The following is a 23580-nucleotide window of genomic DNA, read 5'->3' as shown; positions in this document are numbered from 1 at the left end:
CTACTATTAGCTTTCAGCAGTCATTAGTAGTCTTTTAATCAATGACCAGTAACTAATGACCAATAACAAAGGACTATTGACTAATGACCGATGTTGCAGTGATTGGTGCCGGTATGGCAGGTTTAGTCTGTGCCCAGCAGTTAAGCCAAGCGGGATATTCGGTGATTGTTGTAGAAAAATCCCGTGGTTTAGGGGGACGAGTTGCCACACGTCGCTTACATGGAACGTGGGCAGATCATGGAGCATGTTACCTCAAACCTCAAGGTGAATTGCTGGGACGTTTTGTGGAGTTATTGGCCGATCGCCATCTTGTGGAAGTCTGGACAGACAAGGTTTATCAACTTTCGGCAGATGGTTCTTTACATGAACCCGAAAACATGATTCCTCGCTATGTTGCGCCTGGGGGGATGAGTGCGATCGCCAAATTTCTCGCTCCAGGTTTAGAAGTTTTGCTGAATCAACGTGTTATAAATATTTACCCAACTCCCGACAATAGTTGGTGCTTGACTATGGAATCTAGCAACGAAGAATTAATTGCTCAAGCTGTAGTGCTTGCCATTCCTGCGCCTCAAGCTTTGATGCTGTTGGAACCCTTGGGTAAAAGTTTATTGGATAAAGAGTTTTTGGAACAGATGAGTTCTGTAGAATTTTATCCCTGTATAACTGCGATCGCTGGATATCAGACTACAGATCAACCACCCCCACATTGGAAGGCACTCAATTTTGTCGATCATGCAGTTTTAGGATGGATTGGTTTAGACAGCAGCAAGCGTCACAACCCCCAACAACCAGTATTTGTAGTGCAAAGCAGCGCTCAGTTTGCTCAACTTCATTTAGAGTCCTCAGATTTACAAGCTGTGGGACAAGAAATGTTGCAGTATGCAGCCCAAACTCTGACGCTTCCTTGGCTGGAGAAGCCTGATTGGATGCAAGTGCATCGCTGGCGTTATGCCTTTCCTCAAAATCCTTTAAAAGAAGCTGTCTTATTAGCTAATACTCCCTTACCTTTAGTATGCTGCGGTGATTGGTGTGGTGGCAATCTCGTAGAAGGTGCGATGCTTTCAGGAATGGCTGCATCGGTTGCAATTAACAATCAACTACGTCAGCTACTTCTACCTAATATGAATTTTTTCAACGTTTTCACCTAGTAATTTTATCTGTCGCTAGACTGGTTGCTCAATACGGTAGGTTCTTGATTAAATGAGCAGATCAATAACGCAGTTTTAGAGGATACATAGATAGAAATCTAAAAGGTTATGGTAAGAATTTTCAGTGACATTAATAAGTAATATAAATTACTCAGCAAGTTTGATTTTGCCACATTTACTACTCTTGTTAATGTTGTTTTATTTGGCACTAAAATTGATCCCTAATTGTTTATAATGCATTTTGTGTAGTTTTTTGCTGAAAAAATTAAAATAATTAGAATGTAAATATAAAACATCAGTGCTTCATTAAATTTATTGAGTGCTGTTTTCAGAAGTCATACTGTCAATCAGTATTAGCTTCAATCCAAATCAGCAGAGCCAGATGTCTCATATTCTACCAAGATCAAAAATTCGGTTCAGGATCGGAGTATTTATAACTTAAATCACTTCTAAATTAGTTGTCATCAAAATACAGCTATCTAGAGTGTTTTTCTCTGTACAAATCAAGTAGGGACTGGATAAAAAAGGAATTAAAAATTTATGAAAACAGTAGTCAATTTAACACAGCAATCTGTCTTAGGAGAGATTGAAAACGTTTTAGACACCTATCCATATAATCCTTACCAACAAGCTTTTGCAATTCCTGATTTGCGCCAAGAGTTAATTGCCTTTGTCCTCAACCGCATTCCCTGCTTTTATAGCGCAATCTCATCAGAACAGATGTCCCTGCAAAACTTGGAAAAAGAAGACTGCTTAATCAACTCCAGGTTGCCTCGTAGTCCTTTAGAACAGCAACTACATATACAAAATTTGATTCACCAAGGTATTTATGCTCTCTTCCAGGAAAAATCAGATTGGATTAGCCATCACCTTTGTGAAACAGTTCAACCGGATTCTGAACCATCTCACTGGTTTGGTTAATTCTAGTCATCGGATCTTGGACTGGATGCAAAGTTCAGTTTTCTGGTAAATGTTTTGATTTATAAGCTCTTTCCACGAGTTAACTGGGTATACAATTCGTGGAAAGAGCTTAAGTTTTTTTAAATCAGAGAGTGCTAGGTGCGATTGGAGTTCCGTAATTATTTCTGCTGCTAATTGAGTCTTGGTCTTGTAAATATCATCCAGGTAGTTTTCATACCTATTAATGCAAAAACTTAGCTGCTGAAAGTAACATTAAGAAATGAAGAAGTAGGGGATATTGATGCAGCAATTTGTTGAGCAACGCATTGAGAGTATCATCAATAATCTTTTACCAGCGACAGCGCTAGAAGAAAAATTCGGTTTACCGAAAAACTTGTACGAGCGATTGGCACATTACCACACACCAAGCATCAGTATTGCCGTCATTAATGATTTTGAAATCGAATGGGCGCGTGGCTTTGGGGCGTGTGAGGCTGGAAAAACCTGTGAAACCACATCAAATACATTATTTCAAGCAGCCTCAATCAGCAAACCTGTTTTTGCTTTAGCGGTTATGCATCTTGTGCAGGAGGGACGGCTTAATCTTGATGAGGATGTTAACAATTATCTCACCTCATGGCGTGTGCCCGCGATCGCAGATTGGCAACCCAAGATAACTCTGCGCCAGTTATTGAGTCATACTGCTGGCTTGACTGTGCATGGCTTTCCTGGCTATTCAAAATCAGCTTTATTGCCAACTACGATTTAAGTTCTCAATGGCGAACCTCCAGCTAATAGCGATAGGGTAGAGGTCAACATTATTCCTGGTTTGGATTATCGCTATTCGGGTGGCGGTACGACAGTTGCCCAACAGGTATTAGTTGATTGAGCTAGAGTTTTTTGCTAAAGCCGTGAATACGAATATTTTTTTTGAAAAAGATGATACAGGCTACATTACTGCAATGACGTTAAGCCAAACAGGCGTTATGAGTTTAAGACACCAAGCCAATCAACACATTAGAGCAGAGAAACAAAAAACGAGGTAACTAATTTCACTAAAAGAGTAACTTCATGAGATACTAAAACTTGAGTAGAAATACTCTGTGCTAGGGTAAATACCCGCTTTTCATGTGCAGTATAGCGGTAACTGTGCATGAAAATGATCGCACAAAAACAAATCCCATCATCAGATGCCGCTTGCAATTAGGGGCGAACAGCCTCAATATTGAGAAGTATTAACTCCTCGTTTTGGGTGTTGTAACGTTCCTCTACCTCAATTAACCACTCGTATAGCATTTCTGGCGACATAATTTCAAGAGCAGAAATCTTAGAACGATTTTAATATCCAATTCACAGCGTATTGTTAAATTCTTTGGCAAGGAAGAAAACGGTGCGTATAACTCATTTTTGCTACAAACTTCGCTTTTGCTTTCCAGTCATACATTTGCCGCCACACTCATTCCCATCTTTATGATTGTGATTTAATTTGCTGTAATTACCGTTAAAGCGGTAATTTCCCAAATATTTACTAAATATTTGGCACAACTACATCTGTTTAGGGATGAAGATTTTTTCATAACAGCTGATGATACCAAGTTGCTAATAAGGGTATTCGCTACTTTGTCTGGGTGAACGAAATTCTGATACTCTTGTCATGGTAAATTCTTCAATGGCAGTTGTACTACTTTCAGAGTTAGAGTTTTTAAGTTATCAGATGGTGACTTAGATATATTCACTAAATATTATTTTAGGTTAGTTGCATGACAGTCGAAAAAAAACGATGGTTTCAAATAGCTTTTCAACTAAAAGGCTCAGTCATATCAGCCATTTATAAACGCGTTCTCGGATGTGGTTTATTTGGTGTTTTTGTTTCTGTTCTTTATCATTTTAAATTATCTGTATCTCAGCCAATTTTAGGAAGTGTTATCCCTAGTATTGTTTTAGGTTTATTATTAGTATTTCGTACTAATACAGCTTACGAACGCTTTTGGGAAGGCAGGAAATCCTGGGGTTCTATAGTAAATAATGTACGAAATTTGGCTAGGCATATTTGGGTATCTATTGATGAAATATCTGCGGAAGATAGAGAAAGTAAAATTGCGGCATTATATTTATTAGTAGCTTTTGCTGTAGCAACTAAATTACATTTGCGCGAAGAGCCGATAATGAATGAATTACAAGAATTAATACCAGATTCTAAATATAGAAAACTCAAAAATATGAATAATCCCCCGCTAGAAGTTGCTTTTTGGATTGGAGATTATTTACAGCAACGATATAATCAAAATTGCCTAAATAGCTACCAATTAACAGCTATGCAAGAATTATTGAATAAGTTAGTGGATAATTTAGGCTCATGCGAACGGATTTTGAAAACACCAATCCCCCTAGCTTATGCTATTCATCTTAAGCAGTTATTATTACTCTATTGCTGCTTATTACCTTTTCAAGTTGTGGAAAGTCTTGGTTGGTGGACAGGAGTTATTGTGGCATTGATTAGTTTTACTTTATTTGGCATTGAAGCTATTGGATTGGAGATAGAAAATCCTTTCGGTTACGATGCTAATGACTTGCCTTTAGATACAATTTGCAACACGATGAAACGCAATATTGATGATTTAATTAGCCTGAGTCCTAGTATTGAATTGTATAATTGAAACTTATGATTCTAGGAGTGAAAAGACTGTTTGGACAAACTGATCATATTGTCTTGAATTTTCAGTCAGGATTTCTGTCAAGTTAAAATAAGCAGAAATCATTGAGTCACTTTGAATACGAGTATGTACTTCAGTGGTGATACAGCTGGCAACGAGAATAGTTTTAACCTCTGAATTTCTACGACAAGCTTCCTCAAAAGATTTTTTAGCAGAACCGTAGCGTTCAAGCGCTCCTGCTGGGTCAGCACCTCCTTTTACTTCAATTATCCCGACTGTTGTACCCTGATTGTTCAATAGTGAAACATCAGGTTCACTAGAAAAAAGTATTGATGTGTGGTTAGCCAACATAACACCACGATACAATTCAATATTTCCTAGTTGTTCGTCAAGTTTATCAGAATTATATAATTCGACTCCAGTACTCATCCGAGGGATGAAAGCAGCAAGAAGATTATCCCTCTTTTATCACTTTGGGAGAACCCAATCGCTGAAAGCCTTTCGAGGCTTTAATTTCTAAGTTTTGGCTATAAATTTTAGTTACTGTTAGAAAATAAAGCCTCAAAGCTTGGCTCAATCAAAGTTTCAGAATATTGCTTCGATTATTGTTTTCCGAGAGTGACAGAACAGGGTTATGTTCCTTAGCTTCCTTTATAATAAGTCTTTGTACAACTTTTTCAGCTTCTTCCCCAATAGCATTACGCCATGAACCATCAATTTGCGCTCCTGTTGAAGCTAGTAGTATTCCATATAGCTCTTCCTCTGTAAGACTTTCTATGGAACTGTCAATGATAAGTGAGATGTGCTCATTAAAAAGCCGACAAAGTTCTAGTGCTTTGTCTTCTGTTAAAACGTATCTATTAACTTCATCAGTTTCAATCTTCTTTACATCTATTCCTGCTAAATACTTAACAGCCTTCTGAGAGAGTGCTGCTATATTACGATAATAAGCTACTAATCTAGAGTGTTCTCTAATTAATCTTGGGTGACATAACACTTGAATAAGTTGCAAATTAGGATGTTCATTTATATAGATAAATGTATCTTCTCCAATACCCCAACTTGTCCAATCTTCCCAATTGTATAAATGCTTTGCAGGTAATAATGCATTAATTTTTGCACGAAAGGATAGCGTGTTATATTCCTTAAGTTTGCGGTAAAAGAAGGTTGAACGCAATCGATAGTTTATACGATTTGCCTCATTCAAGAGACTAGTTTCCTCTTTTGTCACAGTACTTATTTTTCCCAAATATATACACATTTACGAAGTTCAGAGCGACCATGATGTCCCATTTGCTGGCTACTATTACCTTTTCCTCGCTCTAATGTCCAAATGTGGCGCGTTTGAAGCCCAAAAGACTCCGCTATGTCAGATAAGATTAGGTCTACAGGAATCTCCTCTCCAGCATATCTAACGTTGTCATTTACCATTGCCACCATGCCACTAATTTTAAGTATACGAGCTATTTCATAGATTACGAAACACATTTCATAGAAGTAATTACGTACCATTCGGACAATATTTTTATTATTCAACTTACCTCTTTTCTATAAATTTCCAAAATCATTAGTATTTCTTGTAACGCAGCCTGATTTTGGAAAGTTGAATCTATTATCAAAAAGTCCTGATAACGTTTTATATTAGTATAATAATCTTCTAAATAATTACGCTTGTCATTATTTTCTACTATACATGACAGCATTGTCTGACGTAAATGTTTTAGTTCTTCTTCACTACATCCCAAAAAAGCTAGTTCAAGAGCATAAGTACGAGTGTAGTCATAGCGATTAACATAAGACGGAGATGTTACAACAAAGTCAATACTATTTTCTGCTAAAACTGGAAGAAGTTCTAAGCAAGAACTTTGGTAAAGGTTAAATTTTTGCTTTTCAATGCTTTCTAATTTTTCTACTATAAATTGCGGCTGTAAATTAGCATCTGAGAGACCCAGTTTGACATAACTAGTACTTAAATCTGATGTAATTTGATTTAATTTTTGGTAACTTGCCTCTTCAAAATTCCAAATTTTTCCTTTACTGAACTTATTCTTTCCTTTAGAGCGATTTGAACGACTATCCCATCGCAAATATTGCCCATCCTTTCTAGTATAACTAATATCTTCAAGGATACAAAAAGCAGCATATGTTAGTAAATTACTAATTTCCTGATTGGTGACATAATTTTTGCAAAAAGAGATATAGCCAACTAAACTTTCTTCATTCTGTTTAGAAAAGGCTCCATGCGTAATTTTTAAATGATTAAATTTATAACGTTGATCATAATAATCAGGAAAATTTATTTCTTTTAAATATAAAATAGTTTTATTTAATAATTTTACATCAATTTTTTGAGCTATAATTCGTGTTTTTGCAGAAAAAATACCAACAGGTAAAAGTTCAACTCCTATGGTTTGCCACATCAAAGCATTTGCAGCAAATAGAGATGCTCCTGATCCCGAAAATGGATCTATCAAAATACTTGGTTCTGGTTTTAATTCTTGTATAAGATATGTAACTAATTGTTCTGAAAATCCTTCTCTATACTTGAAACAGGAGGAAAAGGAAATCTGTTTGTTAGCTTGAAAGCTAACTAATCTTCTATCTAAATCATAATTGTTAACAATTTTTTCTTTGAACTTTTCATAAAGTTTAAATCTTTGAATACAAGAGGAAGTGATTGATATTTCTGGACTCAAAGGCGGAGAAATATCATTATTTATCACCTTAGTTTTTTTAACACTTTCTTTTAAGTGCATAGTTTATTTTATTCTTTAACTAAGTTTAATTTACCATATAAATATTAGTAAAATTAATTTTGCTTATTTCAAACTATATTAAACAGTTTTTAAAGTCTAATATATAAATTTTATAAACTTCTAATAGCAACTTCTAAGCTTGCACATACACCTGTCAGAAAATCTAAATCCAAAGTGGCGATCGCATCACTAGATTTGTGATAGTGTAGATTTCGCATAAAAGCTGTATCTGTCACCATAATTGCTGGATAACCCACATCCCAAAAAGGTGCATGATCACTTTGTCTGGTTTGAGGCACGATTAAACCTCTATTCGGTACTGGCAGCCACTGACTTGGTATACCAACTTTGCGAATACAACGACTCATGCCAATCAAATCAGGAATTGTCCGCAAATTACCAATTAAAGCAATAAAATCACCGTGATTGGGATAAAAGCGTTCTAATGGCGGTGGATAACTTTGAGAACCAGGACTAGAATCACGATATCCCAACATTTCTAGAGACATCATTAAACGTAGTGGTTGCTGTTGCTGACGTAACAAGGTTGCATATTCTCTACTACCCAGCAAGCCGTATTCCTCCATATCGAAGGCAACTAATCGTAAGGGATATCTAGCTGATTCAGCAGCAAATTTTCTAGCCAATTCTAGTAGCACGGCTACACCTGTGGCATTATCATCTGCTCCTGGTGTTCCAGGTACAGCATCATAATGAGCGCCTATTAAAATAGGTGGTAAATTTGCCTTGTTCTGTACCGAGTGAGAAGGTAAATTTAAAATGAGATTTTTACAGGTTTTACTACCCACTTGGAAGGTGTGGAAATCCACACTCCCCCATTCAGTTAACTGTTGACGGATATATTCTTGGACAAAAAAATGTCCAGCTGTCGCCATGTAAGGATCGCGTTCTCTGGCTATTTCACGGAGGTGAGTTTGTAACCGTTCTTTTAAATTCAAATGTTTAAAACAGTCGCAATATCAACTTTCTTATGTGTTAAATCAAGTAAAAGCAAGTTTTATCAGGGTGGATTTCCCAACTTAAATATACTGTAAACGCCAGTATTGAGAGTAGAAAATTGATGCAGCTTGGACATAGTAAGCATTGTCAATGCTATCCTAGTCTTGCAACTAGCTCCTCAAGCTTAAATTCCTCTACTTCTTGCCTTAATGATGATTATTATACCATTGAGGCGTTTTCATCCAATAGCAAATAGCTAGAGGTAGTCCCGCCCAATCATAATAAATGTATAAGTCACACTAGGAGAAGAGTAACGCATGGGCAAGGTAGTCGGCATCGACTTGGGTACAACCAACTCAGTAGTCGCCGTAATGGAGGGTGGCAAGCCGGTGGTAATTGCCAATGCAGAAGGAATGCGAACAACCCCCTCCGTGGTTGGCTTTAGCAAAGAAGGCGAAAGAGTTGTTGGGCAAATGGCACGGCGACAAACTGTCCTCAATCCACAAAATACTTTTTTTGCCGTAAAACGCTACATTGGGCGCAAGTATAGTGAACTAAGCCCAGAATCAAAGCGTGTACCCTACACTATTCGTAAAGACGAAGTAGGGAATATTAAAATTGCCTGTCCTCGTTTGAATCGGGAATTTGCCCCAGAAGAAATTTCGGCGATGGTAATGAAGAAATTGGCAGATGATGCCAGTCGTTATTTGGGTGAACCAGTCACAGGGGCAGTGATTACAGTTCCCGCTTATTTTAACGATTCTCAGCGGCAGGCAACCCGTGATGCAGGAAGAATTGCTGGCTTGGAAGTATTGCGGATTTTGAATGAACCGACTGCTGCATCTTTAGCTTACGGTTTAGATCGAGGTGATACCGAAACCATCTTAGTATTTGACTTGGGTGGTGGTACCTTTGATGTGTCAATTTTAGAAGTTGGCGATGGCATTTTTGAAGTCAAAGCAACCAGTGGAGATACCCAACTCGGCGGTAATGACTTTGATAAACAAATAGTAGATTGGTTGGCAGAGCAATTTCTGGAAACCGAAGGGATAGATTTAAGACGCGAGAGACAATCTTTACAACGGCTGATGGAAGCTGCGGAAAAGGCCAAAATTGAACTTTCCTCTGTCAGCGTTACTGATATTAACTTACCTTTTATTGCTGCTGACCAGGAAGGCCCGAAACATCTGGAAACTCGCCTGACTCGTTCCCAGTTTGAAGGTTTGTGTGTTGACTTAATAGGACGGGTGCGTACACCAGTAAAACGGGCTTTGAAAGATGCTGGTTTATCAGCTATGGATATTGAAGAAGTCGTGCTAGTTGGCGGTTCTACACGGATGCCAATGGTGAAGCAGTTAGTACGGGATTTAATAGGCATTGAACCTAACGAAAACGTTAATCCCGATGAAGTGGTAGCAGTTGGTGCAGCAATTCAGGCTGGCATTCTGGCGGGTGAACTGAAGGATGTATTGCTATTGGATGTCACTCCGCTATCGATGGGATTAGAAACCATTGGCGGCGTAATGAAAAAACTCATTCCCCGCAACACTACTATCCCAGTTCGTCGCTCTGACATTTTTTCCACTTCCGAAAACAATCAAAATACTGTGGAAATTCACGTTGTCCAAGGCGAACGAGAAATGGCAGCCAATAATAAATCCTTGGGAAGATTCAAGCTGTATGGTATCCCGCCAGCCCCACGAGGAATCCCGCAAGTTCAGGTGTCTTTTGATATCGATGCCAATGGGATACTACAGGTAACAGCCTTAGATAGAACTACTGGCCGAGAGCAGAGTATCACAATTCAAGGCGCTTCTACTTTGAGCGAGTCGGAAGTAAATCAGATGATTCAGGACGCTCAAAAATATGCCGATGTTGATCGCGAACGCAAAGAACGGGTAGAAAAGCGGACGCGTTCTGAAGCGTTAATTTTACAAGCAGAACGACAACTTCGAGAAGTAGCGCTGGAATTTGGGATGCAGTTTTCTCGCAATCGCCGCCAACGCATTGATACTATTTGCCGGGAACTGCGGGAGAGTTTACAGGAAAACGACGATCGCGGGATTGACCAAGCTTACGCTGACTTGCAAGATGCTCTCTATGAACTAAATCGGGAAGTCCGCCAATATTACGCTGAAGACGAAGACGACGATTTGTTTGGTACTATTCGTGACATCTTTACAGGCGAAAAAGAAAAAGAGCGAGAACGCGATTTTTCCCGTGACCCATACAGGGAACGCGATCCATATAGCAGGGACTACAGCAGAGATAATGGCAGAGACAGCCGTTCACCCTCCTATGACAACCGTCCTCCTCGTAGATCATCTCGCCCCAGCTATCAGGATAATTGGGATGACGATGATGATTGGCTGTAGTACTCCTGAAATGATAGTTAGGAGTTAGAAATTAGAAGTTAGGAATTGGGAGTTAAATGACCCATAATTCCTAACTCGGAACTTAGATAACCAAGATCTAAAATTTAAAGTTAAATAACTGGCTATGCAAAATTTGCAGAATTTTCGCGATTACTACGAGATTTTGGGAGTACCTAAAGAAGCCTCAAGTGAAGAAATTAAAAAGGTTTATCGACGCTTAGCAAGGCAGTATCATCCTGACCTAAATCCTGGAAATAAAGCAGCGGAGGACAAATTTAAAGATATCGGTGAGGCTTATGAAATCCTTTCGGATACAGCCAAACGGGCACAGTACGACCAGTTTAGTCGCTACTGGAAGCAAAAAGGCTTTGCTGGCAAACAAACCCCAAAGACTAAGCAATGGGATAATCGTCCTAATGGTCGTACTAGCACTCAGGAAGTAGACCCAAGCGAATTTTCTGACTTTGAGAGCTTTATTAATCAAGTTATTGGTGTCGGCGGTCGCAAAGATACTAAAAATGGTGGTAGCAGCACTAGTAACGATCCGTTTCGCTCTCCTAAGAGTAGAGTTGAATACACTGTTCCTAAAAACCCGCCAAAACAAGCCCGTCGGGATATCGAAGCTAGATTAACCTTACCTTTAGAAAAAGCTTATCAAGGTGGTAACGAACGCATTCGCCTCGAAGACGGGCGATCGCTAGAAGTAAATATGCCCCCAGGTATGGTAACAGGTCAAACTATTCGTCTGCGAAACCAAGGCATTGGTGGTGGCGATTTATACTTAAAAATTACCGTCGTTCCTCATCCATTATTTAAATTAGAAGGTACTAATATTTTCTGCCAAGTACCAGTTACTCCTAGTGAGGCAGTTTTGGGAGGGCAAGTAGAAGCACCAACTCTTGACGGCCCAGTTAAAATGACTATTCCACCAGGAGTTAGATCTGGTCAAAGACTCCGGTTGGCGAATAAAGGCTACCCCACGGACAACGGTAAACGTGGTGATCAATTGGTGGAAATTCAAATAGTTACACCCAAAAATATTAGTCCTCAAGAACGAGAACTTTACGAAAAATTACGGGAAATTGAAACCTTCAAACCCCGCACCGATTTACTGAGTTAAATACGACGAAGTGGAGGTCATGACTACTTTGACATTAAATTTAGACATGGTTCATCGACAAACAATTCTATGAATATATGTCAACATAACCCCTTACAGTTTAAAAAAACTGCTAAGTGATAAAACCCCTTTCCCACCCTCACGCTGTTGCATGTTTATGCCTGGTCTGTACAGCTTACGCTATCTAGTGTACTCACGTACACGATGCTGCTTACCCGGTACGGTTTCTGTCTGTGTAGCCAAAGCAACAGCATTTACGGTACGATTACCCGCGCCCGCAACGGGTTTTGGCATACACCCATACACCAACGCTACCCTCTTACTAAGCTATTCTACTAAATCAGCACTCCAGTTCACCGCTTGGATAGCAGTATCCAACTCGCGATAAGCTCTGGCTAGTTGATCGCGCTCACGGTGCAATTGAGCGATATCGAGTGTCACAACAAACTTGATCTCGCTACCGCGTGTGCGAAATTGCGGGCTGCTTGCCGAGCGTATAAGCGTCTCAAGCACGCCGATCTGCATACGCACGACATCGCGTTGGGCAATTGCTGCCATGATACTACGTCCATCTGGCAACTGCACCTGTACATTGGTACGATTAATTGCGACAATAAGAGCCTCTAAGCGATGAACTACGTCGTCGAGTTCTTGTAGCAAGGTGGTCGGTTGTTCTGCAGGTTGCTCACCTTCTTGGACGAGAATGATACGCTGCAATCGCTCATTTAACTCGCCAATCTTGGTTTGAGCAGCTTTGCGCTCTACTAAAGCTTCGGCAAGCTTCATTATTTAACTCCTATTCTGATGGGAGTACTCAGAGAATTGGTATCTTCCACGCAGTAATGCTATAGGGAATTTTAACATTAACAAAACTTACGCAAAATTAGTAACGGCTTTAGACCTTTTTGTAAAACTTTGTGAGCATAGCTGTACTCGCCGTGTAGCGTCTCTTAGAAAGGACTAAAGTCCTCACTACAAACTTTTAATTACTTTGAGTTGGTGTCTCTGTCGTTGTAGGTGTGGGTGTTTCGGTTGGTGTAGGGGTGGGAGTTGGCGTAGGTTCAGGTGTAGGAGTTTCTGTAGGAGTTTCTGTGGGAGGTGGTGTAGGCGTAGGTTCAGGTATGGGAGTTTCTGCTGTGATGGTGAGTCGATAATCTACAGTTTCTGATGCTGTGGAAACGACGACAAATTCATAAAATCCGTTTTCTGGTAATTTAGTTGATAAAGTTCGTTGTTTTGAATCTTCTAAAAATATGATTTTGCCAGAAGGAGAATACACTGAAAGCAAAACTTGGGAATTTGCTTGTAGTTTTAATTCCATAGATTGCTCTTTGGCTAAATCAGCAATGAAAACCTTACCACCACCGGGTTGAAGAGTCCCACTTACTGTTTTGCTTGTAGCGCCTGGATCAAAAGCAAGTTTTTGGAAAGCACTCCCAGCGAGGATAGCACTGAGTTTATCGCTAACAAACCCGTACCAAACTTGTCCGATGGGTTGATCAAGAAAATTTTTGCCGCGCTGTTCAGGAAATTGACTGAAAAAGGCAGCATCTCCTAAATCATACAAAGAACGACTGCCAACGTTAATTTGGTTAACTTCCACCTTCCAGCGATCGCGTTCGGCTGTTGTGTAAGTACCTAATTGCCGGCGTGCTTTAGTACTCAGTATCGCCAATTTATCTAACAATTGGTCAGCGGTTTGATCCCATTGTGCCCGTAAACTCTCATCTTCGGGGTCATCGCTGAGAGTGCGTCCTTTTAAACTAGGATTTTTATCCCAGAAAAGTTGATTTACCAAATTAATGTAGAAGCTTTGATCAAGTCCTAATTGTTGACGGCGATCGCTTAATCTTTCTTTACGCTGCCGTTCTTCTGGTGAATAGTTCGCTAAAGGATCAGTCGGCTGAGTAATACTTGGGGTGGGGGTAGGCTCGATTTCTTCCGGATTGCGATCGCCGCGATTCACTCCCCACAAAATTATTCCCACAGTACTGGCTAAAACTAGCACTGCTAAAAATGCTTTTGTTGGTGTCCACCAACTTTGAGGTTGGGGAGGTGGAGGAGTTGGAGAAATAGTGTGTTGGGGAATTGGGGCGTTGGGAGAAGGAGAGACAGCCACAGTCGCCGATGTAGGATCTAAAGTAGGAGGAGTAGGGTAATAAGTCGGGGAATAGTTAACTGGTTGTGGGTTGAGGGCTTGCAGCACTTGAGTTGCTGATTGGTAGCGATCGCCTGGTCTGGGAGCTAGCATTTTATCTATGACTTGTCCCAATAGTGGGCTTAAGCTGACTTCTCCTCGCCATTGCCAAGTCAGGGTATAGGTATCAATTAAATCTTGTGGCTGTTTACCTGTCAGTAAAACTAGTACCGTAACTGCTAAAGCATACAAGTCACTGTGGGGAGACACCATACCAGTTTGCATCTGTTCTGGGGGAGCGAATCCCACCTTACCCAATAGAGTTGGTGCTGGGGGAGATGCGATCGCACCGGGTTGGTAATATTGAGAGGCGACAGTTGCCACTACTTGTTTGACACCGCCAAAGTCTATTAACATTGGCAGTTGGTCAACAGCGCGCAGCATTAAATTGTCGGGAGAAATATCTCGATGGATCACACCTAGGGAATGGATGTACTCTAAAACTGGTAATAGTTGCTGTAATAGTTGGCGTATTTCTATTTCCGTAAATCGCAAACCCTGTTGGAGGCGAGTATTTAATAAAGAACTATAAGTTTGCCCTTCTACATAATCTTGGACTAAAAATAAGTATTCTTTGCCTTCGAGATTGATGTGAAACAATTCTCGGAAGCGGGGAATTTGGAGATGTTGCAGTTTGTAGAGGACATTAGCTTCTCTCTCAAACAGTTCTTCAGCTTTTTGGACAACGTAAGCAGTTTGAACTTGGGGAGAAAATTCTTTTAAAACACAAAGTTCCCGGAAGCGATTGGTATCTTCAGCTAAATAAGTACGTCCAAATCCGCCTTGACCAAGTTGACGTACAATCACATAGCGATCGCCTAAAGTTAGCCCTGGTTGAATACCGTAACTCATGGGCGTATCCAATAATTTTTCACCACACTGGAGGCAAAAACGACTACCTGGAGAATTTTCATGTCCTTGAGAACAATAAAGAGGATGCATATAAGTTTATATAGTTAAGCAGGGGGCATTGGTTAGAGGGCATGGGGCATTGGGCATTGGGCATTTCTCCTCTGCTTCTTATGCTCCTGTGCTTTAATTGCTAGATTTTAATTTACTGACTTGATCAGCTGCGATCGCATACCAAATTTGACCGAAAGTTTGTTGATTCAGTTTCCCACGCTGTTGACCAGGAAACAAACGATCAAATTTTTCATTGGTATCTTTGTTAAGTTGGCTAATTGTATAGTTCCCTAATTGCCCTGCTCTTGCTTGCCGTCTCCAGATTTCGTAATCTTGTGACCTATAATTCCCCAGTTTTTGACGAGTCGCTGTACTGAGGTTAGCTTGTTCTAGTTTATCCAAGAAGTTACTAGCAACGTCGTACCACTCATTTCTTAAAGCGGTATCTTCTGCCTTCGATGTCAAGCTACGTCCTTTTAATTCTGGCTTACTAGTATAAAATAATTCGTCTACCATTTTGATAAAGAAGACTTCAGGAATTTCTAGCTGTTGGCGGCGACTAATAATTTGAGTATTATCTTTAGTACCTTTGTCACTGACTGGTTGCCCCAGGGGATTTGGTAATTGCGGGATTTCCGGTAATGAAATTGATGGTATGGTGATTGATGTCACACTGCGAATAACTGCATTAACTACTGCCCAAGTACCTGCACCAGTTAAAACTACTAAAGCTGTTCCCCCAAGACTCACCGCAAAAGGGCGGATCCAAACAGGCAAAGGTATAGATTTAGCTACCGCTTGTGTTTTGTTGTGGAATTTACTGACTAAAGCATTGGCACGTTGTCGTCCCGGCGCAACAATCATCGTTTTGAGCTTAGTAAGATGAGTAGTTGGAGGTTTAGTCGCAGTTAATAAGGGTAAATTTTTGAGAATTTGCTCGGCTGTTTGATAGCGATCGCTCGGTTTATAAGCCAGCATCTTTTTTAACACTGCTTCTAGTTGGGGACTGACGTTGATTTCCTTGCCCCAATACCAAAGCCCCTGATAGCTGTCGTATAATTTTTGCGGTTCTTTGCCTGTGAGCAACACTAATATAGTCACCGCCAAAGAGTATAAATCGCTATTTAAATATACTTTTCCCTGTCGTAATTGTTCCTCTGGAGCGTAACCTTTTTTACCTAATAAAGTGTGATTCCCAGCTAACTTTGTGAACCAAAACCCTTGAGAAGCTGGTAATTGTTTGACACCACCAAAGTCAATCAGCATTGGCAGATGATCAGAACTGCGTAAAATTAAATTATCGGGAGAGATATCGCGGTGAACTACATCTAAAGAGTGGATGTAAGATAAGACTGGTAGAATTTGTCTTAGTAAGGTTGTAACTTCTTCTTCGCTAAAAGTCTTTCCATGACTTTGACGCTGTTCTAATAATTGAGAATAATCATCACCATCTACATAATCTTGCACCAACAAGAAAAAATCCTTATTGCCTAATTTCACTTGCAGCGAGGTATGAAAACGAGGAATTTGGGGATGTTGGAGTTTTTTAAGAACGTTTGCTTCTCGCTCAAATAACTCTTTAGCTTTTTGTAAATCTTGTGGTTCTTTAACTTGGGGTGCAAATTCTTTTAGTACACAAGTTTGATGAAATTGGTTTTTATCCTCCGCCAAATACGTGCGACCAAAGCCGCCCTGACCAAGTTGACGTATAATTTGATAGCGATTATCTATAACCTGCCCTACAGCTAAAGGCAATGGCTCACCGCATTGAGTACAAAAACGGTTACTGCCATTGTTTGCGTGTTGTTTAGTGCAATAAACCTGCATAGTGCTGAAGGATAAATGGGTTTTATTAAGTTACTACAATGGATGCAGTTTCATTTACGGACACCCTCTGAATCATCAATTTATTTATGGGGATTTTAATTTTTAATTTTGCGGAAAGTGGGCGGTGTCGGTTTCCGTCCCGCCCAACTTTTCAAGACGAATTTTTAATTCCCCCAAGAGAAGGTGTTGTTTTTACTTCAGGATAAGCAACAAGCGTCATGAACTGCAATTCACCAAGTCAGCGGGCAATTAAGGCATTTGAAGATTTTGTATCTACCCCCTTAGAAAGATTACTACAACAACATCTCCAGACTTCTAGCCAATCAGCAGCCTTAAGCTTATTTTACGATGTGGCTGCCAATGTACCTGCTTACAAGGCTTTTTTAGCCGCACAAGGAATTGATCCCGGTGCTATTCAAAGCTTTGAAGATTTTCAGCAACTACCAGCGATCGCCAAGGAAAATTATATATCGCGTTATCCCTTGGCTGAGTTATGCCGTTATGGGCAGTTGCAAGGATGCGATATGATTGCTGCTTCCTCTGGTTCCACAGGTAAACCAACATTTTGGCCTCGTTTTTTCACAGATGAACTACAAATCGCTACACGTTTTGAGCAGATATTTCACGATAGTTTTAAAGCAGATACTAGACGCACCTTAGCGGTGATTTGTTTCACCCTAGGTACTTGGGTAGGGGGAATGTTCACCACTAATTGCTGTCGTTATCTTGCTAGCAAAAATTATCTTGTCACCGTAATTACTCCTGGTAATAACAAAGAAGAAATTTTGCGTGTTGTCCAAGAATTGGGTGTAAATTTTGAGCAAGTTGTATTATTGGGATATCCACCATTTCTCAAAGATGTAATTGATACTGGCATTTCCCGTGGTGTAGAGTGGCAGCAATATCAAATTAAATTAGTCATGGCGGGGGAAGTATTCAGTGAAGAATGGCGGAGTTTAGTTGGTGATAGAGTTGGTTCTCAAAATCCTTGCTATGATTTTGCATCTCTCTACGGTACTGCGGATGCAGGCATTTTGGGTAATGAAACACCTTTAAGTATTTGCATCCGGCGCTTTTTAGCAGAACATCCCGATGCTGCTAAAGCTTTATTTGGGGAATCTCGCTTACCTACATTGGTGCAGTATGACCCTATAAGCCGCTTTTTTGAAGTTCAAGATGGCAGATTATTATTTTCGGGAAATAATGGTATTCCGTTAGTGCGTTATGACATCTTAGATACTGGCGGATTAATTAGTTACGATGCTATGCTCCAGTTTTTGGCAAAATGGGGATTTGATCCCCTGGAAAAACTGCGTTCTGAGAATCAGCAATCACCTAGAGGTATTCATTCTTTACCTTTCGTCTATGTTTTCGGACGTTCTAACTTTACTGTTTCTTACTTTGGGGCTAATATCTATCCTGAGAATGTGACCGTGGGATTAGAACAACCAGCAATTCAAGCATGGGTGACAGGTAAGTTTGTCTTGCAAGTTAGAGAAGATATCGATAAAAACCGATTTTTATCAATAGTTGTGGAATTAGCACCAAAAGTAGAAAGTAGCGAAGACAAACGACAGACCATAGCATCTTCAATTCTTACCCAACTATTGCGCCTCAATAGCGAATTTGCTAACTATGTCCCTTCAGAATATCAAATGCCACAAGTGACATTAACTGCAACAGGCGATGCAGAATACTTCCCCGTTGGAGTGAAGCATCGTTATACACGCAGTTGATATATAGCAATCCTAAATCATTTGTAAAAATAAACCCATTTTGACTTACCGAAGTTGTTCAAAAATTTTGATGCTCGATCTCGAATGCTCGTTTCTGTTGGGATTTCTTTAGTAATTTCAGCATTACTACCAAGTTAGCTACACTTAGCTACTCGAATTCTTTGTGCCTGGAATTTTGGTACTATTTGTTTCTTAAGCTTGACTTTAGCAAAGATGGTGAAAGCAACCCCCAAAAGATACACCGCTATGCCCAACATGAATATGAAGGTCGTTGGGGTATATTCACAATCATTATTACTACCGCCTGTGTTAGTGTTTTAGCTATTGGATTTTTGCTCAATAATAAAAAAGGTATCTCCTCAACTCTACTGACGCTACATATAATCCTTTCAGTCATCACTGCTTTTGGCGTGGATAGGCAACCCCATCGAGCCAAATAGCACTTTTTGGATCTTTCGGATCGGTGATCAGGATGCGACGCTCGCTTGAACCGTCATCGTAAGTGATGTACAACATCAGACCTTCGACACGATAGCGACCACGCTGATTCGGCGCTAAGTTGCTGGTAACAACAGATGCATCACCGGACTCCGCACGTCCACTGGCACCTTTGCCGCGTATAACTCGACCATCGGCCGAGAAGCGATAGTCATTCCAAACGGCGATCGACTCGCTACCTCCGATCGCAACCGTCCCTGCACCAGAAAGTGAGCGAAAGAACCCATCAAGCTTGAAATCATCTGGCAATTTCGGATAGGTCGTCTGGAAAGGTAATGCTTTCCAGCCGCGCTTGCGTGCAAGTTGCAGCTTGCCACCCTGACGACGCCAACGTGTCCATTCGCCCGGTAAGGCACGTTTGTGAGCTTCGAGTCCGCCGCTGAACGAAAGCCCTTTGACATTGGTGAGCGCATCGCCATTCCGAAAGAACACGACAGGATAGACATCGACGGTCAAGAAGCCACCAATGCCCATTTTCATGCGCGAATCGAAGCCGAAGCTATCGATCTGAGCCATCATTTTGGCATCCAACTGGGAAGGAACAATTGCAGACGTGCTGGAAGGCGATCGTTCAGCCTTCTTGGGTGTTTTAGACGGACTGCTCACCGGCGCGAGGATTTGTGGCGAAACCTTAGCGAACTGCGCGTCTGGCAACTTCGACACCGACAATGCCGCAGCGCACGCATCTATATTGACGCGTTGATCGGCGATCTTTTCAGTGAGCCCAGTCAAAGCCTGATCGAGTTGCTGCTTTTGGGTGGGGTACCGATCAAGGTCGCTCAGGCGCACGCGGAGCTGAGCAACACCGTTCGCGGTTTGCCACGCCTCGATCTTGGCGGCATCGCTAGCAACGAAGCCGCGACCCTGCTGGCATTTCGTGGCGAAGTAGTCGAACGTCATCAGCGTCAGCGCGGCCCGCATGAATGGTTCGCTCGTGATGTCGGTATCTTGTGCGTAAGCACCCCGCGCCGTAGCAAATGAGACCACCAGAGTCATTACAATAGCATTTACTCGCATACACACTCTCGTATCGTGACGCTAACAGTTGAGTTAAACGGCAGTAGATATGTTTAGCACTTAAGCCCTGAGAAAAAAGCCTTTAACTAACAGCCGCCTCTAACAATTTAATTGTCTCAGCATCAGCATCAATTTCAACTTCTACACCAACTGGCACGGTAAATTTATTTTGAATATGACCAATCATCGAACCATACTAGCCAAGAATATACACCTCACCGCCCAAAAGTGTCGAAGATATTGAATCATCAGCAATGTAATTACTACGTTTGTGGTGATGCCAAGATGACAAATGATGTGTTTGAACCATCAAAACTATTACTTCTGATTTTGATTAGACCAAATTGGCAATTGATTTACTTTTTTGAGTGTTAATTCTACATAAGTTGTTTGGCTTTGTCCGATTGTTGTTGTACCAAAATAGCCTTGAGAACCGCTATGAGCATGAGGACCTGTCTTCACAACTGTATAACGTCCTTGACGACGAGCTTGATTGAAAGGTGAACCTACTGTGATTGGCCAGCGTGAAGCAAATACAATCTGGCTAAGATCTTCAATCCAATCTCGGCGACCTACGAGTTGATACACATGCTCAACTACCTCAAAGCCTTCTTCACCATCAAAATCACCACCTATGGAGACAACAAATAATTGAGCATTTAGCCACCTATCAAGATAAGGAGCCGCACCAAGAGCGACTTGCACTCCGCCACTGGTTCCAACTAAAATCAGTTTTAGCCCTTGTTTTGGACGTTTAGATAAAGGATGTACGGCATTCATGCGATTAACGATCACATCCGCAATTCCCAAGTTATAAATATGTCCATAGCGTTCATCGGCAGAAATAGCAAACCGCCAGAGATTACGAATTTTAATTAAAATATCTGTATTAGAGAACCAACCATCTGCTTTTTCAGCGGCACTCCACAGAGGTGCTAATAACCGTCGCCCTCCTAAACTTTCGTTAGCAATAGAATAAGGAAAAACATCTCGTACTGCTACACAATTACGATGAATTTGCTCTAATTTATGTAGAAAAAATTCTTCACCTGGAGTTAATTGGTTGGCGGAAAAATCTCCCACTCCTGGTAAAAAAACTATGTAGCAATCAATATTTTCTGATTTATCAACTTTAGGTGAACGGCTATCTCTGGATAAATTTTTCGCTAGGTTTTTTTTAATCCCCAAACTTTCAGAACTTTGACTCAACCACCATACTAAAGTTCCAACAGGGGCAACAGTTCCCCAGGCAAGAAGTATTATCCCTGCAAAAACCAACAACTTTAATGTTCCACTCTGCAACAATAGCAATATTTGTCCGCCAATTCTACGCATTTGAGATTATTGTTTTATATAGTTAATAAATAAAATAATTTTGAGCTTAAAGCTTTGATTTTTGATTGCTTATTTTATAAAATTCTGCGTTTTGTAATTTCTCATCCTTCATTAGTTAGAAAAAATGAGCAGCAATAATAAAAAATCAAGATCAAGTTTGTGTAGTACACTTTGGTATGCTCTAGCTTTGAATGGCGACTTCTATGAAAATGCTCTCAATACACAGCAAAACCGGAGGTTAGCCTTAAGTATTGTAATTTTAGCTGCTGTTTCTCATGCCATAGGTATTGGTGTAATTTTATTAATCAATCGAGCTACGGTTTTTGTACTTTTGGCGGGTCTTTTGATTGATGCGATCGCTATTGTTACAGGATACTATTTTTGGACATTCACAATTTGGAAAATTGGGCAATGGCTCAAACCAATCGATCCTACTTATGGTGACTTACTTATTCCCCTAGGCTTTGCCTATGCACCGCAATTACTAAATTTTTTAACCCTTATTCCCTTACTAGGACGACCAATCGAGCTGATATTGGCGATGTGGAGTTTATTGGCGGTAATTGTCGCAGTGCGCCAAGGTTTAGATATTACTACTCAACGAGCAGCATTTATATGTTTAATAGGCTGGCCTTTAATTCAAATTGCGATCGGTTCTGTACAAGTTTTGCAGCAACGAGTGGTAAGTTTGACAAACTGAAAGGTGCGATCGCCCGATATTGTAGGATGCATTACGCGCTTCGCTAACGCATCACCCAAAACCGTAGGTTAGATGCTCCTTGCTTGGTGACATCGCTTGTTATCAATCGCCAACGAGTAGCATATTTTTATTACGTCCTCGTTACGCTGTCGGAGGGTGCAACCTACAAGACTGCATCTGTTATAATCATAAAATAAATAATTTTAATAAACTAAGTTGCTAGTCATCAATTTAAGGATTGGTAGTCCATAAAAAGTAACAAGTAATTAGCAATTACAAAATTTACAAACTATATCTACATAACTAGCAACTTGTATTATTTAGATACTTGTACTTAATTTTAAGAAAATAAAAGTTATGAATACTGACCTAGCTTTATGGAAAGTCTTTATTAGTCTGCCGGAATCTCTCAAGGCAGAACTATTACATTATGCAGAATATTTACGAGAAAAGTATACACATCAACAATCTCAGGAAAAGATAGAAACTGGTCATGGTTATGGTAGCTGGGCAAATGAAATCATTATGTCAGATGATTTTGATGAACCATTAGAAGATTTAGCAGAATATATGTAATTATGAAATTTCTTTTGGATACTCATGCTTTGCTGTGGTATTTACTAGGTGATCCCAATCTATCGATTAAAGTTAAGGACATTATTGATACAAAAGACAACTTATATTTTAGTATTGTTAGCCTTTGGGAAATTGCTATTAAAATTAATATAGGTAAGTTAAAAATTCATCGTTCAATTGAAGATTTGTCTAAAGAATTGCAATATATAAACATTCAAATATTGCCAATTATGGATAAAGATATTGAGTTATATTCAGGGCTAAATTTTCCATCAAATCATCGCGATCCCTTTGATAGAATGTTAATTGTTCAAGCCATAAATCACTCTCTTGTTGTGATTAGCAAAGATGTCAAGTTTGATGCTTATCCCATTCAAAGGCTATGGGATTGAAATTCATAAAAACAATGTTCAGTTATCCTACGGGATTGTGCTACGTTATCTCAACCCAATCTAAAAGAGCAGCGCACTAAGTACATCTCACTACAAAAAGGGTATGGAATTTAATCATTCGTAGGTTGGATAGAACGAAGTAAAACCTAACATTAGGTGTCGATATTTCCGAACCGCTTTGACAGTGACGTGTACTAAACTCAATAGATTTGTTTTAGCTGTCCTTTCTGCTTAGATTAATAGTTTTGCAACTATGATGAACCATTTTCCCAGAAAACGTTTCTAAGTTTTTGTCGAATTGGCCTTGAAAACCGAAAGCTGTCCAGAATGGAGCAGGTTGATCTATCCATGTTCCCCGTGGAAAACGCATACGCCGAGAAGTAGGGTTGAAATCTCCCTCATATTTTACTAACCCACTAGGAACGTTCGGAAAAACCTTAGTTTAAGCTAATTCACAAGCAATGCGATCGCTGAATTAGAGATAAT

At 40.1% G+C, this 23580-nt stretch carries 21 protein-coding genes and 1 pseudogene; 11 read left to right on the top strand and 11 right to left on the bottom strand.

What is annotated here, in order from left to right; all coding sequences use genetic code 11:
* The first annotated feature begins 83 nt into the window (after nt 1–83).
* The 4 genes from I8751_RS20670 (at nt 84) to I8751_RS20650 (ending at nt 4705) form a co-directional block, all read left to right on the top strand.
* The gene (locus I8751_RS20670) at nt 84–1148 is read left to right on the top strand and encodes an NAD(P)/FAD-dependent oxidoreductase (RefSeq protein WP_214440985.1); all 1065 of its coding nucleotides are present in this window, start codon (nt 84–86) and stop codon (nt 1146–1148) included.
* A 540-nt stretch (nt 1149–1688) separates the two neighbouring features.
* Nucleotides 1689–2069 carry a hypothetical protein gene (locus I8751_RS20665; RefSeq protein WP_214440984.1) on the top strand — a complete coding sequence of 127 codons (381 nt, stop codon included), beginning with the start codon at nt 1689–1691 and terminating at the stop codon, nt 2067–2069.
* A 280-nt stretch (nt 2070–2349) separates the two neighbouring features.
* Complete coding sequence (locus tag I8751_RS20660; RefSeq protein ID WP_214440983.1) at nt 2350–2817, top strand: serine hydrolase domain-containing protein; 468 nt, start codon at nt 2350–2352, stop codon at nt 2815–2817.
* Between the two features lie 991 nt (nt 2818–3808).
* Nucleotides 3809–4705: a bestrophin family protein gene (locus tag I8751_RS20650; RefSeq protein ID WP_214440981.1), complete on the top strand. Its 897-nt coding sequence runs from the start codon at nt 3809–3811 to the stop codon at nt 4703–4705.
* Nucleotides 4706–4708: 3 nt separating this feature from the next.
* Here I8751_RS20650 and I8751_RS20645 read toward each other — a convergent pair whose 3' ends face one another.
* From I8751_RS20645 to I8751_RS20625, 5 genes are all read right to left on the bottom strand, one after another.
* Nucleotides 4709–5131, bottom strand: a complete 423-nt coding sequence (locus tag I8751_RS20645) for an XcyI family restriction endonuclease (RefSeq protein WP_214440980.1) — start codon at nt 5129–5131, stop codon at nt 4709–4711.
* 148 nt (nt 5132–5279) lie between these two features.
* Complete coding sequence (locus I8751_RS20640; RefSeq protein ID WP_214440979.1) at nt 5280–5933, bottom strand: XcyI family restriction endonuclease; 654 nt, start codon at nt 5931–5933, stop codon at nt 5280–5282.
* Nucleotides 5934–5938: 5 nt separating this feature from the next.
* On the bottom strand, nt 5939–6214 hold the full coding sequence (locus I8751_RS20635) for a hypothetical protein (RefSeq protein ID WP_214440978.1): 276 nt from the start codon (nt 6212–6214) through the stop codon (nt 5939–5941).
* A gap of 20 nt (nt 6215–6234) precedes the next feature.
* Complete coding sequence (locus I8751_RS29785) at nt 6235–7458, bottom strand: site-specific DNA-methyltransferase (protein ID WP_225894291.1); 1224 nt, start codon at nt 7456–7458, stop codon at nt 6235–6237.
* A 110-nt stretch (nt 7459–7568) separates the two neighbouring features.
* Complete coding sequence (locus I8751_RS20625) at nt 7569–8417, bottom strand: M28 family peptidase (RefSeq protein ID WP_214440977.1); 849 nt, start codon at nt 8415–8417, stop codon at nt 7569–7571.
* 318 nt (nt 8418–8735) lie between these two features.
* Between I8751_RS20625 and dnaK the strand changes: the two genes are divergently transcribed.
* The gene (gene dnaK / locus I8751_RS20620; protein WP_214440976.1) at nt 8736–10793 is read left to right on the top strand and encodes a molecular chaperone DnaK; all 2058 of its coding nucleotides are present in this window, start codon (nt 8736–8738) and stop codon (nt 10791–10793) included.
* 124 nt (nt 10794–10917) lie between these two features.
* Nucleotides 10918–11913: a DnaJ C-terminal domain-containing protein gene (locus I8751_RS20615; RefSeq protein WP_214440975.1), complete on the top strand. Its 996-nt coding sequence runs from the start codon at nt 10918–10920 to the stop codon at nt 11911–11913.
* 327 nt (nt 11914–12240) lie between these two features.
* On the opposite strand, the gene I8751_RS20610 is transcribed toward I8751_RS20615, so the two are convergent.
* The 3 genes from I8751_RS20610 to I8751_RS20600 all read right to left on the bottom strand — a co-directional run bounded on the left by I8751_RS20610 (nt 12241) and on the right by I8751_RS20600 (nt 16840).
* The gene (locus I8751_RS20610) at nt 12241–12699 is read right to left on the bottom strand and encodes a DIP1984 family protein (protein ID WP_214440974.1); all 459 of its coding nucleotides are present in this window, start codon (nt 12697–12699) and stop codon (nt 12241–12243) included.
* A gap of 196 nt (nt 12700–12895) precedes the next feature.
* A complete protein-coding gene (locus tag I8751_RS20605) occupies nt 12896–15052 on the bottom strand; it encodes a serine/threonine-protein kinase (protein WP_214440973.1) in 2157 nt (718 codons plus the stop codon).
* Nucleotides 15053–15145: 93 nt separating this feature from the next.
* A complete protein-coding gene (locus I8751_RS20600) occupies nt 15146–16840 on the bottom strand; it encodes a serine/threonine-protein kinase (protein ID WP_214440972.1) in 1695 nt (564 codons plus the stop codon).
* 218 nt (nt 16841–17058) lie between these two features.
* Here I8751_RS20600 and I8751_RS20595 point away from each other — a divergent pair, with 218 nt between their 5' ends.
* Together I8751_RS20595 and I8751_RS30490 are read left to right on the top strand one after the other, a co-directional pair.
* Nucleotides 17059–18576, top strand: coding sequence for a phenylacetate--CoA ligase family protein (locus tag I8751_RS20595; RefSeq protein WP_214440971.1), 1518 nt, complete (start codon nt 17059–17061; stop codon nt 18574–18576).
* Nucleotides 18577–18737: 161 nt separating this feature from the next.
* A complete protein-coding gene (locus I8751_RS30490; protein ID WP_404800444.1) occupies nt 18738–19016 on the top strand; it encodes a DUF1345 domain-containing protein in 279 nt (92 codons plus the stop codon).
* Here the strand turns inward: I8751_RS30490 and I8751_RS20585 are convergent.
* The 3 genes and pseudogenes from I8751_RS20585 to I8751_RS20575 form a co-directional block, all read right to left on the bottom strand.
* On the bottom strand, nt 18973–20070 hold the full coding sequence (locus I8751_RS20585; RefSeq protein WP_225894290.1) for a hypothetical protein: 1098 nt from the start codon (nt 20068–20070) through the stop codon (nt 18973–18975). The two genes, I8751_RS30490 and I8751_RS20585, sit on opposite strands and share 44 nt — an antisense overlap.
* A 103-nt stretch (nt 20071–20173) precedes the next feature.
* Nucleotides 20174–20287, bottom strand: a pseudogene (locus I8751_RS20580) (LD-carboxypeptidase); the annotation flags it as partial.
* 122 nt (nt 20288–20409) lie between these two features.
* On the bottom strand, nt 20410–21426 hold the full coding sequence (locus tag I8751_RS20575) for a hypothetical protein (RefSeq protein WP_214440968.1): 1017 nt from the start codon (nt 21424–21426) through the stop codon (nt 20410–20412).
* A 124-nt stretch (nt 21427–21550) separates the two neighbouring features.
* Between I8751_RS20575 and I8751_RS20570 the strand changes: the two genes are divergently transcribed.
* The 3 genes from I8751_RS20570 (at nt 21551) to I8751_RS20560 (ending at nt 23094) form a co-directional block, all read left to right on the top strand.
* Nucleotides 21551–22126 carry a hypothetical protein gene (locus tag I8751_RS20570; protein ID WP_214440967.1) on the top strand — a complete coding sequence of 192 codons (576 nt, stop codon included), beginning with the start codon at nt 21551–21553 and terminating at the stop codon, nt 22124–22126.
* A 357-nt stretch (nt 22127–22483) separates the two neighbouring features.
* On the top strand, nt 22484–22702 hold the full coding sequence (gene vapB, locus I8751_RS20565; protein ID WP_214440966.1) for a type II toxin-antitoxin system VapB family antitoxin: 219 nt from the start codon (nt 22484–22486) through the stop codon (nt 22700–22702).
* 2 nt (nt 22703–22704) lie between these two features.
* On the top strand, nt 22705–23094 hold the full coding sequence (locus I8751_RS20560; RefSeq protein ID WP_225894289.1) for a type II toxin-antitoxin system VapC family toxin: 390 nt from the start codon (nt 22705–22707) through the stop codon (nt 23092–23094).
* The last annotated feature ends 486 nt before the right edge of the window (nt 23095–23580 follow it).

Origin of the sequence: Atlanticothrix silvestris CENA357 (genome assembly GCF_016056295.1) — a bacterium.
In the GTDB taxonomy this organism is placed as follows: Bacteria; Cyanobacteriota; Cyanobacteriia; order Cyanobacteriales; family Nostocaceae; genus Atlanticothrix; species Atlanticothrix silvestris.
This window is presented reverse-complemented; position numbering and strand designations above follow the sequence as displayed.